Raw genomic sequence first — 15741 nt, 5'->3', positions numbered from 1 at the left:
TAATAAAAGAAAAAAACAAGATCAAGATTCAAAAGAATTTTTTTTATATTTTTAGCGAGTTATTTCCTAGTGATAATAAAACTAAAATACTTTAAGACACTCAAATCTCTGTATACTGCGTTTCTCTAAGCTAGGCTTTTCTTAAGGCTACAATCAAAATCGGGCTTGCTCCCTTACAATATTTTTTTAACTAGGAAAGCTCTTCCAATTCTTCACCTACCTGGAATCGAACAAAACGGCGGATGACAATGTTTTCCCCAATCTGAGCAATGCGCTGACAGAGTAAATCATTAATAGTGATGCTAGGATCCTTAACGAACGGTTGCTCCAGCAGACAGTTATCAATAAAAAACTTTTCCAGCTTTTCTTGGACAATCCGATCCAAATTTTCATCATTCTCAAGTTTCAAAGTGCTGATAATTTTGTTTTTTTCAGAATCTAGGATCGCTTTAGGAACATCGTTCTTGGAGATGAACTTGGGATTGGCTGCCGCAATTTGAATAGCTATCTCTTTAACAAATTCTTTGAAAGCTGGAGTGCGAGCAACAAAATCAGTTTCACAGTTTACTTCTACTAAGACTCCTATTTTATCGCCAGCATGAATATAGGAAGCAATTACCCCCTCAGGGGTCTGTCTTTCAGATTTCTTCCTTGCTTTGGCCATCCCTTGTTGACGAAGCCATTTTTCAGCCTCTTCGATGCTCCCTCCCGAAGCTTCTAAAGCCTTTTTACACTCCATTATACCAGCTCCAGTTTTTTGGCGAAGCTCTTTGACTAAATGGGCAGAAATCGCATTGCTCATATATCTCCTTCCATTAACACCCCCCAAAAAATTGAATTCAAACAACAAGAATTGGAGAAAGCTTTATTTACTCTTGTTGTTCTTATTATTAAATCATTTGGAACTTAATTAGTTGACAAAAGCGTCGCATCCGAAGCCATATTGCCGGCATTCTCTGCAGGAAGAGAAAATCCCCCTTCCTTTTTCCCCTCCATTATGGCATTACCAATTTCTTCCAAAATTGTTCGAATAGAACGGATAGAATCATCATTGGCAGGAATTGGATAATCGATTTTTTCAGGGTTTCCATTGGTATCAACAATAGCAACTATAGGTATATCCAATTTTCTTGCCTCGGATACCGCAATCTCTTCTTTTACAACATCGACAATCACGATTGCCGCAGGAAGCCTTTCCATATCTTTGATTCCATCCAAGCTTCGATGAAGCTTAGCATTCTCCCTTCTCAATTTGGCTGCTTCTTTTTTGGGGAGCCTTTCCATTGTGCCACTGGCTTCCAGTTGATCTATCCACTTCATACGTGCAATCGATTTGCGGATAGTTACCATATTTGTCAATGTTCCTCCAAGCCATCGATAATTCACATAAAAAGAACCGCTTTTCTTAGCTATCTCCTCAATAAGACCTTGGGCTTGGCGTTTACATCCAACAAACAAAACCTTTCCCCCTTCAATGGATGTTTTTTTCAAAAAATCTGCAGCTCTCTTTAAACATTCCATTGTTTTATTGGGGTTTATCAAATGAATGCCCCCTTTCAGTCCGAGTAAAAAGGGAGCCATTTTGGGATTCCAACGGTCTTTCCTATGACCAAAATATGTTCCAGACTTTATAAGATCTTCTAATTCTACCATTTTTATTTATCGTTATGATTAAATTTTTTATTTTACTTTTATCCTTCTTCATTAGCAACAATTAATTTTATGGCTAATGATAGAACTAAAAAAAGAGGCTACCCGGGCTTTATTTCTGATATCCTGGAGGATTTCATTACCCGTAGTCGACAGGGATTGTTTCGATCCCTACTCCTCTTATTCCTCTGGCAATTGATACGGTACTGGTAGTCAAAACTGATGTCAAGGAATTTGCCAAAGCTTTGATTGCTATCAATAAAATTTCCTCCCGCTTTACAGCCTCATTTATTTGCCATGGGACTCCTGCTGGGAAAAAAGAGCTACTGCCCAGGAGCTTGGCCTTGCAACTGTGAAGTCCCGAATCGATTTTAGAATTAACCTTGGTGAGAGACTAGCCCTACTAAATAGCTTGCTTGCATAAAAAAGATATTTCGACAAGCTTAAGTAGCCAAGTCACCTATCATTTTCGCTATTAAAAACTTTTTTATCTATAGAGAAAAAAAGTTATTGACTCGCTACTCCAAAATTTCTAGAAAAAAAGCACGAAATTAAATATTCGAAAGGAGGTGAGAGTGCTGGCTTTTGGGAGAGAAGCGATACAGTCTAAATTGCTACTTTCAACTTTCCTATTATTTTTAACCCATTCTCTTTTCGGATATTCGTATAAAGACTATCTAAAAACTGAAAATCGTGACCATGCCTATCCTTGGCATCGGAATATCGTTACGACTGTTTTTTGGATTGGAGAAGGAAGAACTCCACTCAGCGGAGCTGCTTGCTCTACCAGTGCTTGGGATGTTCACTGGAGAAAAAATTACGGGGGACTTGATGACCCTATTAAACGAGTTGGTTTTCTGCCGCGTCATTTCGCAGCTACTTTAAACCCCTTTTATGTGGCTCTTCCATTCAACGATGTTGCCTATCCAGATTTAGCTAGAAAATGGGTGCCATGGTACAAAATTCCCTCCCCTGAAAACCGCTTCGTCTCTCAGTGTAAGGGGCGTTGGGTAGAAATTAGATCAAAAAGCGGAAAAGTCGCCTATGCCCAGTGGGAAGATGTAGGCCCACTAAGAAGTGATTTTGCTTCCTATGTCTTTGGTCCAGACAGACCGCGTGATCATAACCAAGCTGGATTGGATGTATCACCCGCCGTTAGAGATTATTTAGGATTAAGCGGTATGAATTTAACGGATTGGAGAATTGTCGATGATTGTCTTGTACCCCCTGGACCGTGGATAAAATATGGGGAACAAGCTATCATCTATTCGGCAATAAAAGCTAGAGAAAAAGAAGCCTCTTCCCAATGGAGACCTGCTTCTTTTCAATAATCAGAAAAAGTTTGCTCTAGGAAACCCAAAAGCTAAGGTGCAAGCAGTTTGTTGGCTTATGAAAGGCTATAGGCCTTTACAAGCATTAGGACTGAATCCATTCCAAACAAAAAGGATTTTATGCTTCTTGGGGAATGAAGTGGATATTGCTTAAAAGATCATGAACTAGACAAAGCTCAGCTGAAGCTATTTCAGCTTCCATTTCTTGACAATTTCTGGGTTGATCCTGGCAAGAAAATCATGTTAGGAAATATATTTTAAGAGTGGCTACCAAGCATATCATTTACTTAGACATAGAAACCCAAAATAGTGCTTCTGAGGTCGGAGGTTGGCAAAAAAAACATTTAATGCGGATTTCCATTGCTGTCATCTATAGCAGCCTGCATAACAAATATTTCATTTTTAGAGAAGAAGAAGTAGATCATCTGCTAGCCATGCTGAGAGAATCGGATTGTATTATCGGTTTCAATATCTTGGGATTTGATATACCAGTTCTTGATTCATATTCTGTTTTCAGTTTATCCACTCTTCCCTGTATCGATCTGCTCTTAGATATCGAAAAAAGAATTTCTAGACGCATCAAGCTCGAGCAGTTAGCCCGAGCAACTCTAGGAATAGGGAAAACCGCTCACGGTCTACAGGCTTTAAGATGGTGGAAAGAAGGAAAATTATTGGATATTGCAGAATATTGCTGCTATGACGTGAAGATTACAAAACTTCTCCATGAATATGGAGTAAAAAACGGCAAAGTGTATTATTTTAATGAAAATGGCATTAAGGAACCAATAGCAGTGAATTGGAAGATGGATTAACCTCCACACTTATTAATTGCTTTTCCTATCTCTATTCTTGACTATCCTATCCTCTTTATTCATAGTGAGTTAAGCTTATGGCACGGAAAACTAAGCAAAAGGAAGCCATTGTCAGTGTATTGAGTAGCGCGGAAAGTCCTTTGTCCCCTGCTGAAATTCAAACTAGAGCTTCTTTACTTGTCCCCTCTGTTGGTATTGCAACGGTTTATCGATTACTACGAATCCTAAAAGAAAATAAAAAAGTCGTAACTGTTGAAATTCCAGGAGAGTCTCCACGATATGAAATTTCTGGAAGGGCTCACCATCATCATTTCTATTGTCGAGACTGCCACCAAATTTTCGAATTTGGGAAATGCACTGACAAGATCGAAGAACTTGTTCCCAAAGGATTTCTTGTTCAGGAACATGAGATTATTCTCTATGGCCGTTGTCCTTCTTGTGCAAAATAAGAAGAAGAGCTATCTAAGAAAAAAAAGAGAAAGTGCGGTCTTATTCCACTATAAGACTTTCTCTTTCCCCGTACTTTTTTCGTGGATACTTCCCCCTTAGAAACTCTCTAGAACCTCCAAGCCCTAGCTAAAGAGTAGCGCACCCATTCTAACGGGTAGAAGCGTGTTGTTACTTTATGGCATCAACGCTAGAAGGATGAAAGCCTAAAATTTCTTTTGCCTTTGATTCATTTCCTCCACATTCCTCAAGAACGTGATTATAAATCCAATGGAATAGCGTTTTCAGATTTTCTATACGATTTTCTTTACGCTCTGCAGCCACAATTTCTTCTATAAGGGCATTCAACTCTTTGCTAAAATGCTCTACCGAGCTTGTCTTTTTTGACTCTTTTATCTTTTCATAGAACCGAATTTCTTCTGGTAGATGGCAACTCTGGATTGTAGCGCTTGTTGCCAGAACCATCGCTCTTTGAATGACATTTTCTAATTCTCTAATATTCCCAGGCCAATGATAGGCCATGAGATGTTTTATGGCATCCTGTGAAACCCGCGAAGCCGCATTGGGAAGATACCGACGATGTTTTGCTAAAAAATGATCCACAAGAGCTGGAATGTCCTCCACCCTTTCTCTTAGCGGAGGAAGTGTTAGCTTAACAACATTGAGTCGATAATAGAGATCGGCTCGAAACTCCCTTTTAGCCACAGCGGCAGCTAGATCTTTATTAGTAGCTGCAATAATACGCACATCTGTTTTGATCGGCTCATTACTGCCCAATCTACAAAATTCCCCTTCTTGAAGCACTCTTAGAATTTTTGCCTGAGTAGTAATAGGCATCTCCCCTATTTCATCCAAAAATACAGTGCCTCCATCCCCTTGTTCAAACTTTCCAATCCGTTGTGCCATGGCACCTGTAAAGGAGCCTCTTTCATGACCAAAAAGCTCGCTTTCAAGAAGATTCTCTGGGATCGCGGCACAGTTTATAGCAATAAATGGTCTATTAGATCGAAGGCTATACTGATAAATGGCTCTTGCTACAAGTTCTTTACCTGAGCCGCTTTCTCCTACTATCAAAACGGTTGCATTCGTTGGAGCCACCTGCCCAATCAATTTGTAAACTTTCTGCATGGCCGGGCTGTTGCCAATGATTTGAAGGCCATGTCTATCGACAGAAGAATGGGGACTTTCTTTAGAAGCCTCTTTAGTCAGTTTAGAAGCTTCCATCGCCTTCATCAGGATCGATTTAAGCTCTAGAATGTTAAAAGGTTTTAGAATATAATCATAAGCTCCTAATTTCATGGCTTCAATGGCGGTCTGACAGGTACCATAGGCGGTCATTATGATAACGATTTGTTGGGGAGAAAGTTTTCTTATTTCCTTTAATGTTTCCAACCCATTCTTTCCGCCCATTCTAATATCCATAAGGACGATATCGACAGCATTCGATCTTAGAAACTTCAATGCCTCTTCACCTGATTTGGCGTTATATGCCTTTAGAGGAAATGCCTCAAGAAACCTTTGAAAAGAATAAAACACGTCTTCTTCGTCATCTACAATGAGTATCGACTGGACAAAGGAATTTTCTGCTGGGGTGGAACGTAAACTAGTGACTTTTTCTTTCATCATAATGCTAACTACAGTTCTTTTATTGTAAGATAGTTTTAAAGTAATTTATATCCCAATGACAATTTAGAAAGAAAGAGCGGTTGATTTTTACCATAAGGCTTTTAAAATCATACCTATATGACCAATAATAAATTTATTCCTCTCCTTAAGACCAAGAATAGCTTCTATATAATAACACTTTTTTTTTATTTTTTACCACTGCCCTTTCTTTTAGCTTCTGAAAATCCCAAATGGCTAACCAATTATGCACAAGCCCTTTCCGAAGCTAAGAAAGAAAACAAAATGCTGTTAATGAACTTTACCGGTTCTGATTGGTGTCCTTGGTGCCAAAAACTTGACAAAGAAGTTTTTTCAACCCAGGAGTTCAAAAACTATGCTCAAAAAAATCTTGTCTTACTCGAAGTTGATTTCCCTCAGCATAAAACTCAATCGGCAGAATTAAAAAAACAGAATGAGGATTTAGCGAACCAATACAACGTGGATTCTTTTCCAACATTGATCCTTTTGTCTCCAAGCGGTGAAGAGCTTTCCACCTTTGGCTATATGCCTGGGGGACCAGAACCATTCATTGATAAAATTGAGAAATTACGTCAAAAAATCATTTCCAAGAACTAACGCTTGTGTTCATGCATTTCTTTTTGCTTGTGACGAGCTTGACAGCCTTCTAATTTTTTTTCTAAAAAAAGAAACACAATTTCTATTCATGGTTTAAAAAAGGATGAGGAATACAATGAAAATGAAAAAGTTAAAGTATATTAGCTGTTGTTTTGTTTTTGGAAGCCTATTATTGTCTCCACTTTTTGCTCAAAATCCTACCGAGTCTCAAGCTGATCCCCAAGCACAATCCTCTTCTTCTGAAAACTCCCATCCTCATGGTAAAGCCTATAGGCATAAAATGGCTAGAGAGATGCATGAAAAAATGCAGCGATTGATGGATAAACAGGATGAGGAATTAAAGAAACTGGCTAACGAAATGAACAAGGCTCCTAAAGACCAAAAATTGGATAAAGTTGTTAGCCTTTTAAATACCCTGGTCAATCAACGGATTCAGATGCATGAGGAAATGAAAGCGATGCATCATAAAATGATGGGAAATCATAAAGAACATCATGAATAAAAGGGTCACTTCAAAGAAGAATTCCTTTCCATGTTTTTTCCACTTTTCCAAAAGGTTTTCTATTGGGCATAATCACTGGATTGCTTCCTTTCTTTTTTTCTTCCTGATAGGAACGGGAACCTACAGGCTTATAGCCCAAGCACCTCCTCAACCTCATAACCTTAAAAGAGGCTCTGAGGATCAACTGTTGGATGCTAATCAGCGGGCCATCGTATCAGAAATGCAGGAAAGCTTCCGCAGACTACTTGATAAACAGGACAAAGAGCTTGACGGCCTTCTCAAAGAACTGAAAAAGGCTCCCAAAGAAAAAAAAGTCGATTGTTTGACCACGATCGTTACTCGTTTGATCGAACAAAGAAAAGAGATGCATCAGGAAATGGATGCGATGCGTTCTCGAATGCGTGAGCTAAAATCTCTTTCCCAGTCATCCAACCTTCCAAATGCCTTTGAACCTCCGGCCGCTCTTCCTGCCAATGCTTCCTCTTCGTCCTCTTCTGCTCAACCCAATCAAGATTCTCAAGACAACGAAACAGCCCATTAAATCCCTTTTCTTTTTTTCCAGTATCGCCAAGAGTATTAATAAATGAACCCACCGACTGTGACTGTCGCCATTCCTACCTATAATGGCGAAAAAACAATCGAAAAGGCCATTCTTAGCGCTCTCAATCAGTCATGGCCGAACAAAGAGATCCTCGTCATTAACAATGGGTCTACGGATAAAACAGCTGAAATTATTGAAAGGTTTAGAGGAGCGGTTTTGCATGTTTTTTTCAAAGAAAAAATAGGTAGAGCCAAAGCCAGAAACGAAGCATTGCAAAGAGCCAATGGCCACTGGATACAGTGGCTCGATCACGACGATTACTTAGAGCCAAATAAAATTAAAAATCACTTTTCTCTAACAACCCAATTAGATGCTATCGATGTCTTCTATTCCCCTATCATTGCTGTTTCTCCGGAAGGAAAAGAGAAATATGTCCCCTCGGCCAAAACAATGCACAAACCTTTGCTTTCTCTCTGGTTTTCCTCCGAACTGCCGCAAACGGGTGGGTATCTTTGGAAAAAAGAATCGGCTATAAAAATTGGTGGCTGGAGAGATGATGCCCCACTGTTTGATGATTATGAACTTGTAGGAAGAGCCATTCAATCGAATTTAAGATTTTCTTTGACGCCGATTCCTGGGGCTTATTGGAATTATAGAAACAAGCCTATGCCGCATGCACAAGCTTTAGATTTCATTAACCAAAAAAAGAAATGCATGGATAGGATGGTACAATGGTTGATTCAAACTGGCCGCATGGATCCTGAGCTTCAAATAGAAATTGGTAAAGCCTATTTTTTAATTGCCAGATGGCTTGCAAAAGAAGGAAAAATAGAGGAAGCAGTAGCTTTAGAAAGAAAGCAAAAAGCAGTGGGTCTTTTTTATGTCGATGGGTCTTGGAGATACAATGTTTCGTATTCTCTTTTTGGATTCTTTGCTACTGAAAAAATTCAAAGCCTTTTTAGGCTCAGATGAAAAAATGGTGTTGTCCAGCCGAAAATTATTGAGAATCGAAAAAATATAAAATAAAAAGGATTCTATATCTTTTACAAGAATGGATCCAACAGTCACCATTGGCATTCCTGCATATAATCCGGGGAAATGGATTATCCAAACTTTAGAAAGTGCTCTATCCCAGGATTGGGAAAAAAAAGAAATAATAGTGATTGACTCAGGTTCCACTGATGAAACTCCTTCTATTTTAAATAAATACAAGGATAAAATTAAGCTTATCAGTCTAAAAAAGACATTGGATACCTCTGAAAGTAGAAATTTAATCCTTCTGGAAGCGACTGGCGAATGGATTCAGTACCTAGATCATGACGATTATTTAGTGGAAGGAAAAATAAAAACACAATTTGAGGAAGCAAAAGAACAGATCGATTCTGCCGATGTCTTATACTCTCCAACTTATGTTGAAATCTGGAAAAATGGGGCATCCATCCATCAAAATAATTTGCTAGGTGCTGACTCCTACCAAGATCCTTTAATTTTATGGCTTTCCTGGGATATGCCACAAATAGGATCCTATATTTGGCGAAAACAATCACTGCTCAAAATTGGCGGATGGGACAACTTACATCTTTGCGAAGATTATAGCCTTTATATGCGCGCTATTACAAATAAATTGAAGTTTGTTTATTGTCCTACTCCTGGGGCTGTGTACCGTGTAGGTCATAGGCACAGCCGAGCAGTTAGCCATTTTATAGAAATTCTTAAGGATCATGATGCGCTCCTTGAGGAAATGATTGAATATTTGAAAAAAGAAAAGATGCTCACTGAAACAAGACAAGCAGCCATTCTAAAAAACCGATTTCAAAAGTTTCTAGCCTATAAATCCGTGGATCTCTCTATTGCTGATGCCTATTTCAAAAAACATAAGGAACTATTGGAACAAAAATTGCCTTTCCGTTATCGCTTTGGTCTTTCTTTAGGGCTTTCCTTTTCAGATATGAACAAAATCAAATACATGAGCAGACGTCTCTTGCCTTTCTTTAAAGAAAGATAAAGGCCAGCTGTGATCGTTCCCTATTTTCTTTGATTGTGATCCCTTTGAGCAGGGTTGCTATGATCGCAGCTTTTTGACAATTCAAAAAGTTTGCTATACCGAAAAAAATTAGAAAAGGCTGCCATGTAGGCCACATAAAATCCTGGGAACCCATCAAGAAAACCTAATTTCAAAATGTAGCTTCTAAAAAATCTCCAGGGAGGTCTAAAGAGTACATCGAGCCAACTCCACCCCCTTCCTTTTTCCAATGCTTCTTTGGCAAAAGAACTAGCGTACTCTGGAAGTTTAGTAATCGTAAAATCGATTGTAGGAAACGAATAATGGAGGAGCTCGCCTTTCAATTTTTTAACCTTTCCTTCAACGATAACTTTATCATGTTCTCTACTGCCTCCCCACCGTCCACAATCTTTTCGAAAAAGCCTCAAACTGTAATCAGGATAAAAATCCCCATGGGTAATCCACCGATCGATGAACCATGTTTTCCTTGGAAAATAAGCCCCAGCGTACTGTAGATGATCCTCTCTAAAAAAGTCATGGATATCTTGCCGTAAAGCATCCGAGACAACCTCATCTGCATCCAATCCTAAAACCCACGGATACGAAGCCAAATCAAGGGCTATATTTTTTTGATCTCTACGACAACTCCACGGTCTTTGTTCCACACGTGCCCCATAGCGCTTTGCCACAGATTCCGTTTCATCGGTACAATCATTAATGACGAGGATAATTTCGCTGACCCATGAGGCCACACTGCCTAAACTTCTAGGCAAATTATGCGCCTGGTTCTTCGCTATCATCGTTAGACTTATCGGCAGTTTATCCATGAGAGCAATCAGGCGGTATGTCTAAAAGGCAGCAGCATATGCAAGAAAGTTCTTAAGTTCCTTTTGGGCCTTCGGGCAGTCAGTCTTTTAAGAGCAAAAGGATTTTCTCCTGGCAAATTCACTCCTTCTCCAATTTGACAAGCAGATTCATATCCAGCTTGCTCAACGATATCCAAGCATTGTTTAGTGTATTGCCCATAAGGAAACGAAAAATGGCGGATGGGTACCGAGAAAGTATCCTCCAGATACTTTTTTGAATCCTCTATTTCCTTTTTCAGTTCTTTGCTAGAAAGAAGAGGCAAATGCGGATGCGAAAAAGTATGACTGCCAATTTCCTGACCAGAAGCAATCCACTCCTTAATCTCCTCTTCCGTCATTAGCTTATGGGCCGGCTCTCCTAAAGGTCTATCCCATTCATTCGTTTTCCCAATGTATCCAGCAACCACAAACAGAATGGCTCGCATGCGAAACCGATTTAAAAGCGGCAAGGCTCGAGTAAAAACAGATTGATAAGCATCATCAAAACTGATAATAACACCACGACAGACCGAACAACTTGCTGCAACAAATTCTCCAAGTGTTATGGAAGGCCAATCCATTGACCAGAATTCTCCTAATTGTCTTTCAAAGAGCAAATTGGAAACCCACAATGAAGGGAATTTTGATTCTTTTGGACTTTTTCCAATATGATGGTACATGAGTATGGGGGTCTTATCTCCATACACTCTTCGGTAATGGGACAGATGGGTAAAGGATTCATCGAGTTTGGAAGAGATTTTAGGTAAGCCAGCCATGAATGCGAATTTATCGATAATTATAGTCAGTTGCAATACCCAACTGTTGCTTCAAGAAGCTCTCCTTTCTATTGAAAAAAGCCAAGACTCTTTTCCAAAGCTAGTCATCGTCTTCGACAACGGATCAAAAGATGGGACAGAAGAAATGATAAAAAAATTTTTTCCTTGGGTCCTCTATCTTCGTTCCGAAACTAACCTTGGGTTTGCAAAAGCAGTCAACTCTGCAGCCGTATATGCTCAAGGCGACTATCTTTTATTGCTTAATTCTGATGCTAGGTTAGAAGCTGACTCCATCCAACAAGCTATTAGTTGGATGGAAACACACAAAGAGTGTGCGGTATGCGGTGCACAACTTCTTAATGAAGATGGGACACTTCAAAATTCGATCGCCAATTTTCCTACGCTTTTAACTGAGTTAGGGAATAAGTCGCTGCTTCGAAAGCTTTTCCCGAAAAAATTCCCAGGTAAAGAAAATAAACCTAAAAACCCCCAAGCCGTTGAATCAGTTATTGGTGCCTTTTTCCTCGTTCGAAAGAAAATTTGGGACGAATTGGGAGGATTAGACGAACGATTTTTTTTCTTTTTTGAAGAAACTGATTTCTGTTTTAGGGTCATACAAAAGGGCTATCAAGTGTATTATTTGCCGCAAGTCAAAGTGTGGCATGGGCAAGGGAAAACAGCTAAAACGGTTCTAGTCGAAGCTCGAATCGAGTATTGGAAATCTCGATACAGGTACTTTAAAATCCACCGTCCATATCCTGAATTTCTGCTCTTAAAAGTTGGTTTGTTGTTACGGCTTAGCTTCTCTTTGATTTTTGAAAGCCTCCTTTATCTTTTAACTTTAGGCAGACGTAATTCCGAACGCTTAAGGATTGGCTATCAAATCGCCCTTTGGCATCTCAAAGGAATGCCTGAGAGCATGGGGCTATCTAAGAGTTAAAATGCAAAACAAGCTTAAGGTGCTATTGATCAATTCCCTGTTGAAGGGGGGAGGGACAGACAATCAATGCCTCTTGCTTGCAAGGGGCCTCAAAGAATTAGGGATTCCTGTCATCGTTGCTTGTCCACAAAGAGCGGAACTTTCCTCTCTAATAGTAGACTATGGGATAGAAACAGTCCATTGGGAAAAAAATCTTTCTGGGATTATCCAGCTATCGAAAATAATTACCAGTCGAGAAATTTCCATTTTGCATGCGCATCATGGGAGAGACTATTGGCCAACCATTGTCGCTGGTTCCTTAGCCGCATCTAAGCCAAAGATTGTTCTCTCGCGTCATATGGCTAAAAGTCCTGGTTCTTGGATCAGTAAACATTATCTTTTAGAGTTTTGCGACTGTTTGGTTGCAGTCTCTCAATTTACAAAAAAAGTTCTCATCCAGGGAGATTACGATCCACTGTGCCCCATAAAAGAACGGCACCAAAGGGATCCGCTTTTGGGAGACTACAGAAAAATTAAAGTCATCTATGGGGGCATTGACACCCAACGGTTTTACCCCAAAAAAGCAATCCAGTTAAGGAATAAATTGGGGATTGAAGACGATCATTTTCTTTTCGGAATGATTGGCAGTTATGATTTTCCTGTGGGGAAAGGTCAGGTGGAATTTATCGAAGCAGCATACCATGTTCGAAAGCTGCTTCCAAAGAGCCGATTTCTCCTTATCGGAAGAGGGAACATGCAACAGTTGCTTGAAGAAAAAATAAAAAGTTATTTTTTGCAAGACCACTTCTTTCTCATCCCTCATAACTCTGAAATAGAAAACTGGATCAATGCACTTGACTGTCTGGTTCATCCAGCCATCGCCACTGAAGCCTTTGGCCTAGTTATCTTAGAAGCATTTGCCTGCGGCAAGCCAGTCATTGCCACTTTTTTAGACGGCATCCCTGAAGCTTTTGAGGCCTGTCAGTTTGGCAGGCTAATCCCCCCATGGTCCATACAAGAATTATCTCAAGCAATGGTTGATATCGGAAATTGGCCGCCGCTTCCAGAAGAAAAACGGTGGGAATATCATAAAAAAATTGCCTCTTCTTATTCCTACAACATTATGGCAAAAAACATGTTAAAGCTATATGATACGCTATAGGTGTTAACTTTCCTTCCGAATAAAAGGAAGAAGCATAATAGGATTGATTTAAAATTCTAAGGCATAAAAAGTCCTCCATTCTACTTGGATAAGATGAAAAAACTTGATAGAACATATAGTAGGAGGGTTTGCTCATTGAGTAAAAAGAAGTATACGTTTACTCTCAACTTTGTAATTTATTGCTAATCAATAAACTATAAAGATTTTTTTAAATGAATAATTTTCAAAAGCAACTAAGTTTTTGGCTCCTTTTGTTATGGTTACTATTTAGGCCAACATTCCTCTTTTCTTCTCCCTTCCAGGAAGTTGCTTCTTTTAGTTCTATTCCCAATATTTCAGAGGCCAGTCTATCTGAAGGAACAATTCTAGGAAACTTTGATGATAAAAACAGCAAAGGCCATGTGATATTAATCGAAACTTGTTTCATAGTGCCTACTGATCCACAGACTGTTTCCAATGCTTTTTTACACTGGGATCCAAGCAAATTCCCATCGCTGAAAGTCTTTAGTCATTTGGAGCATGCCACCGCCGATGCTTTTCCATTTAATGCCTTAGCCTTCGATATCAAGAAAGCTCCAATAAAAAAACTGCTTCAGGAAGCATTCAGAGTGAAACCAGGCCGAAGCTCCATTAACCTGAGTACAGAAGAAATCAAACAACTCCAAGCAGAGCTTTCTAACTTTAAGGGGAAAATTGATGAACATTCCGCACAAGCCCTCCATGCTTTTTTTGTGAACGATTTAGAGTCCAGACTACTTAATTACTCAAAATCCGGACTTCTCAACCTTCCTCCCTATGAAAACGGGAATAGCCCGGTAAAACCCATAGAAGAAATTGACAAATTGGCAAAGGCAAGCCCTAAAATTTATGCCCGTTATCAAGCTCTTCTTGATTCTCTGCTCAGCAATTGGACCAGTCAGCAACCTCCCCAAAACTATTACTGCAATTTTTTCGATGCTAACGGCATGGGCACACTCTCCCTTGGAACCAGCTACGGATTCAAAACCCAAGAAAGCTGGCAACAGATCAACCTCGAATTTTATGTGAGTGCAATCTACTACAACGGCATGGAAATAGTAGAAATGTGGCCTTTGGAGTCAAAAGGCAAGATGACGACTTTGGTTTGGAAGGCACATATGCTTGCCGTTCCAATTGGTGGGTTATTAGAAGATGTCAATCGCATGGCCTACGGACTTGCCTTATTGCAGGGGACAAAAAACGCGGATCAAGCTTTTCTATCTGAATTTTCTTCTAAATAATAATTTAGGTGGCATCTTGAACCTCTTTTTTATAAGCCGTTGCTGCTTCTTTGATGAGCAAAGCTAAGTTTAATTTTGGTTGAACAAATTTTGGCCGAAACCATGGGAAAAGTCCCATAAGATCATGGAAAACAAGGATCTGCCCATCGCAAAATTTGCCTGAGCCAATTCCAATTGTTGGAACATCCACTCTTTTGGTTATTTCTTCTGCCAGCTGATCTTCTACAGCCTCAAGCACAATAGAAAAGACACCTGCCTTGCTTAAAAAAAGTGCATCATCAATAATCTTCTTTTTTTCCTCTTCCCTTAATCCCTGCTTTTTATACCTTGGCGTTTCTCCCAAGAATTGAGGCATCAATCCAATATGTCCCATCACCTGAATGCCTTTAGCAAGAATCATTTCTATAGAAGCTGCAATTTCCGTTCCACCTTCCACTTTCACTGCTTCTGCTCCCGCATCACAAAGTCTTTGGGCACAATAAAGGGCCTGCTGAGGGTTACGATTCCAGCCATAAGGCATATCGGCAACAACTAAAGCTTTGACTTTTGCCCGAGCAACCGCTCGAACATGATGAAGCATATCATCCAAGCTAACTTTTGTCGTATCTTCATAACCTAATACCACCATTCCCAGAGAATCTCCGACCAACAGTAGTGGCAAACCCGCTTCGTCAAGGATTTTCGCTGTTGGATAATCGACAACAGTCATTGCCGCAATCTTTTCACCACTATTTTTCCGGTGTCTTATCCAATCTGCTGTTATTTTTATCGAGTTCATGAAGAAGGCTTTTAATGGTTTTTGAGTATCCTGGAAGGATGAGTTCTGGTCGAATTTCGGCCAGGGGCCCTAGAACAAAACGCCTTTGACTGATCCGCGGATGAGGAATGAGAAGATCAGGTTCAACGATAATGTTGGAACCATAATATAAAATATCCAAATCTATCGGCCGAGGCCCATTTTTTTCTCGTTCGAAGAGAGGCAATCTGCCTTGAGAAAGTTCAAAATCTTGAAGACGTTGTAATAAGCTTCGGGAAGAGAGAGAGGTGTCAATTTCGACAACACAATTCAGAAAACATTGCGAGCCTATGGGACAATCCACTGGCTCAGTTTCCCAAATAGAAGAGCAAAGAAAATGTTCTCCTTCGGTTAATCGTTTTAAAAAGGCTAAAGCTTCTCTGATTTGCTCTTCTCTTTTCCCCTGATTGGTCCCCACTCCTATGCCTACTTTCATAGAAAAAAATAACGGTTTTGAA

At 39.7% G+C, this 15741-nt stretch carries 18 protein-coding genes; 11 read left to right on the top strand and 7 right to left on the bottom strand.

All coding sequences use genetic code 11. The features are described from left to right. Nucleotides 1-190: 190 nt before the first annotated feature. On the bottom strand, nucleotides 191-802 hold the full coding sequence (gene tsf, locus A7Q09_RS02690; RefSeq protein WP_134389774.1) for a translation elongation factor Ts: 612 nt from the start codon (nucleotides 800-802) through the stop codon (nucleotides 191-193). Between the two features lie 104 nt (nucleotides 803-906). Next, nucleotides 907-1659, bottom strand: coding sequence for a 30S ribosomal protein S2 (gene rpsB / locus A7Q09_RS02685; protein ID WP_347877492.1), 753 nt, complete (start codon nucleotides 1657-1659; stop codon nucleotides 907-909). Between the two features lie 560 nt (nucleotides 1660-2219). On the opposite strand from rpsB, the gene A7Q09_RS02680 reads away from it, so the two are divergent. From A7Q09_RS02680 to A7Q09_RS02670, 3 genes are all read left to right on the top strand, one after another. Beyond that, a complete protein-coding gene (locus A7Q09_RS02680; protein ID WP_244228475.1) occupies nucleotides 2220-2981 on the top strand; it encodes a hypothetical protein in 762 nt (253 codons plus the stop codon). A gap of 263 nt (nucleotides 2982-3244) precedes the next feature. Beyond that, a complete protein-coding gene (locus A7Q09_RS02675; RefSeq protein ID WP_166791897.1) occupies nucleotides 3245-3793 on the top strand; it encodes a ribonuclease H-like domain-containing protein in 549 nt (182 codons plus the stop codon). A gap of 77 nt (nucleotides 3794-3870) precedes the next feature. Beyond that, complete coding sequence (locus tag A7Q09_RS02670; RefSeq protein WP_134389771.1) at nucleotides 3871-4242, top strand: Fur family transcriptional regulator; 372 nt, start codon at nucleotides 3871-3873, stop codon at nucleotides 4240-4242. A gap of 169 nt (nucleotides 4243-4411) precedes the next feature. Here the strand turns inward: A7Q09_RS02670 and A7Q09_RS02665 are convergent, their stop codons facing one another. Then, on the bottom strand, nucleotides 4412-5866 hold the full coding sequence (locus tag A7Q09_RS02665) for a sigma-54 dependent transcriptional regulator (RefSeq protein ID WP_134389770.1): 1455 nt from the start codon (nucleotides 5864-5866) through the stop codon (nucleotides 4412-4414). Between the two features lie 117 nt (nucleotides 5867-5983). Between A7Q09_RS02665 and A7Q09_RS02660 the strand changes: the two genes are divergently transcribed. The 5 genes from A7Q09_RS02660 to A7Q09_RS02640 all read left to right on the top strand — a co-directional run bounded on the left by A7Q09_RS02660 (nucleotide 5984) and on the right by A7Q09_RS02640 (nucleotide 9529). After that, on the top strand, nucleotides 5984-6481 hold the full coding sequence (locus A7Q09_RS02660) for a thioredoxin fold domain-containing protein (protein ID WP_134389769.1): 498 nt from the start codon (nucleotides 5984-5986) through the stop codon (nucleotides 6479-6481). A gap of 121 nt (nucleotides 6482-6602) precedes the next feature. Continuing rightward, nucleotides 6603-6983, top strand: a complete 381-nt coding sequence (locus A7Q09_RS02655; RefSeq protein ID WP_244228474.1) for a hypothetical protein — start codon at nucleotides 6603-6605, stop codon at nucleotides 6981-6983. Next, nucleotides 6976-7524, top strand: coding sequence for a hypothetical protein (locus A7Q09_RS02650; protein WP_134389768.1), 549 nt, complete (start codon nucleotides 6976-6978; stop codon nucleotides 7522-7524). Before A7Q09_RS02655 ends, A7Q09_RS02650 begins: the two co-directional genes overlap by 8 nt. A 42-nt stretch (nucleotides 7525-7566) precedes the next feature. Next, the gene (locus A7Q09_RS02645) at nucleotides 7567-8496 is read left to right on the top strand and encodes a glycosyltransferase (RefSeq protein ID WP_134389767.1); all 930 of its coding nucleotides are present in this window, start codon (nucleotides 7567-7569) and stop codon (nucleotides 8494-8496) included. A gap of 79 nt (nucleotides 8497-8575) precedes the next feature. Further along, nucleotides 8576-9529 carry a glycosyltransferase gene (locus A7Q09_RS02640; protein WP_134389766.1) on the top strand — a complete coding sequence of 318 codons (954 nt, stop codon included), beginning with the start codon at nucleotides 8576-8578 and terminating at the stop codon, nucleotides 9527-9529. Nucleotides 9530-9549: 20 nt separating this feature from the next. Here the strand turns inward: A7Q09_RS02640 and A7Q09_RS02635 are convergent, their stop codons facing one another. Both A7Q09_RS02635 and A7Q09_RS02630 read right to left on the bottom strand, forming a co-directional pair. Next, on the bottom strand, nucleotides 9550-10326 hold the full coding sequence (locus A7Q09_RS02635; RefSeq protein ID WP_244228473.1) for a glycosyltransferase family 2 protein: 777 nt from the start codon (nucleotides 10324-10326) through the stop codon (nucleotides 9550-9552). Nucleotides 10327-10361: 35 nt separating this feature from the next. Then, nucleotides 10362-11147: a polysaccharide deacetylase family protein gene (locus tag A7Q09_RS02630; protein WP_134389764.1), complete on the bottom strand. Its 786-nt coding sequence runs from the start codon at nucleotides 11145-11147 to the stop codon at nucleotides 10362-10364. Between A7Q09_RS02630 and A7Q09_RS02625 the strand changes: the two genes are divergently transcribed. From A7Q09_RS02625 to A7Q09_RS02615, 3 genes are all read left to right on the top strand, one after another. Then, nucleotides 11146-12087: a glycosyltransferase family 2 protein gene (locus A7Q09_RS02625; protein WP_134389763.1), complete on the top strand. Its 942-nt coding sequence runs from the start codon at nucleotides 11146-11148 to the stop codon at nucleotides 12085-12087. The two genes, A7Q09_RS02630 and A7Q09_RS02625, sit on opposite strands and share 2 nt — an antisense overlap. 1 nt (nucleotide 12088) lies before the next feature. Beyond that, nucleotides 12089-13228: a glycosyltransferase family 4 protein gene (locus tag A7Q09_RS02620; RefSeq protein WP_134389762.1), complete on the top strand. Its 1140-nt coding sequence runs from the start codon at nucleotides 12089-12091 to the stop codon at nucleotides 13226-13228. Nucleotides 13229-13440: 212 nt separating this feature from the next. Next, nucleotides 13441-14487, top strand: coding sequence for a hypothetical protein (locus tag A7Q09_RS02615; protein WP_134389761.1), 1047 nt, complete (start codon nucleotides 13441-13443; stop codon nucleotides 14485-14487). Between the two features lie 4 nt (nucleotides 14488-14491). On the opposite strand, the gene panB is transcribed toward A7Q09_RS02615, so the two are convergent. Together panB and folK are read right to left on the bottom strand one after the other, a co-directional pair. Next, a complete protein-coding gene (gene panB, locus A7Q09_RS02610) occupies nucleotides 14492-15265 on the bottom strand; it encodes a 3-methyl-2-oxobutanoate hydroxymethyltransferase (RefSeq protein ID WP_134389760.1) in 774 nt (257 codons plus the stop codon). Further along, nucleotides 15216-15719: a 2-amino-4-hydroxy-6-hydroxymethyldihydropteridine diphosphokinase gene (folK, locus tag A7Q09_RS02605; protein ID WP_134389759.1), complete on the bottom strand. Its 504-nt coding sequence runs from the start codon at nucleotides 15717-15719 to the stop codon at nucleotides 15216-15218. The genes panB and folK overlap by 50 nt, the downstream gene beginning before the upstream one ends. Between the last annotated feature and the right edge of the window lie 22 nt (nucleotides 15720-15741).

Origin of the sequence: Methylacidiphilum sp. Yel (assembly GCF_004421185.1) — a bacterium.
Lineage (GTDB): Bacteria > Verrucomicrobiota > Verrucomicrobiia > Methylacidiphilales > Methylacidiphilaceae > Methylacidiphilum.
This window is presented reverse-complemented; position numbering and strand designations above follow the sequence as displayed.

Bases quoted from the DNA above. Each gene is read 5' to 3' on its own strand.
- A7Q09_RS02630 (WP_134389764.1), bottom strand. From the start codon at position 11,147: ATGGCTGGCTTACCTAAAATCTCTTCCAAACTCGATGAATCCTTTACC.
- A7Q09_RS02625 (WP_134389763.1), top strand. From the start codon at position 11,146: ATGAATGCGAATTTATCGATAATTATAGTCAGTTGCAATACCCAACTG.
- A7Q09_RS02635 (WP_244228473.1), bottom strand. From the start codon at position 10,326: ATGATAGCGAAGAACCAGGCGCATAATTTGCCTAGAAGTTTAGGCAGT.
- tsf (WP_134389774.1), bottom strand. From the start codon at position 802: ATGAGCAATGCGATTTCTGCCCATTTAGTCAAAGAGCTTCGCCAAAAA.
- A7Q09_RS02670 (WP_134389771.1), top strand. From the start codon at position 3,871: ATGGCACGGAAAACTAAGCAAAAGGAAGCCATTGTCAGTGTATTGAGT.
- A7Q09_RS02665 (WP_134389770.1), bottom strand. From the start codon at position 5,866: ATGATGAAAGAAAAAGTCACTAGTTTACGTTCCACCCCAGCAGAAAAT.
- A7Q09_RS02655 (WP_244228474.1), top strand. From the start codon at position 6,603: ATGAAAAAGTTAAAGTATATTAGCTGTTGTTTTGTTTTTGGAAGCCTA.
- panB (WP_134389760.1), bottom strand. From the start codon at position 15,265: ATGAACTCGATAAAAATAACAGCAGATTGGATAAGACACCGGAAAAAT.
- A7Q09_RS02620 (WP_134389762.1), top strand. From the start codon at position 12,089: ATGCAAAACAAGCTTAAGGTGCTATTGATCAATTCCCTGTTGAAGGGG.
- A7Q09_RS02645 (WP_134389767.1), top strand. From the start codon at position 7,567: ATGAACCCACCGACTGTGACTGTCGCCATTCCTACCTATAATGGCGAA.
- folK (WP_134389759.1), bottom strand. From the start codon at position 15,719: ATGAAAGTAGGCATAGGAGTGGGGACCAATCAGGGGAAAAGAGAAGAG.
- A7Q09_RS02650 (WP_134389768.1), top strand. From the start codon at position 6,976: ATGAATAAAAGGGTCACTTCAAAGAAGAATTCCTTTCCATGTTTTTTC.
- A7Q09_RS02615 (WP_134389761.1), top strand. From the start codon at position 13,441: ATGAATAATTTTCAAAAGCAACTAAGTTTTTGGCTCCTTTTGTTATGG.
- A7Q09_RS02640 (WP_134389766.1), top strand. From the start codon at position 8,576: ATGGATCCAACAGTCACCATTGGCATTCCTGCATATAATCCGGGGAAA.
- A7Q09_RS02660 (WP_134389769.1), top strand. From the start codon at position 5,984: ATGACCAATAATAAATTTATTCCTCTCCTTAAGACCAAGAATAGCTTC.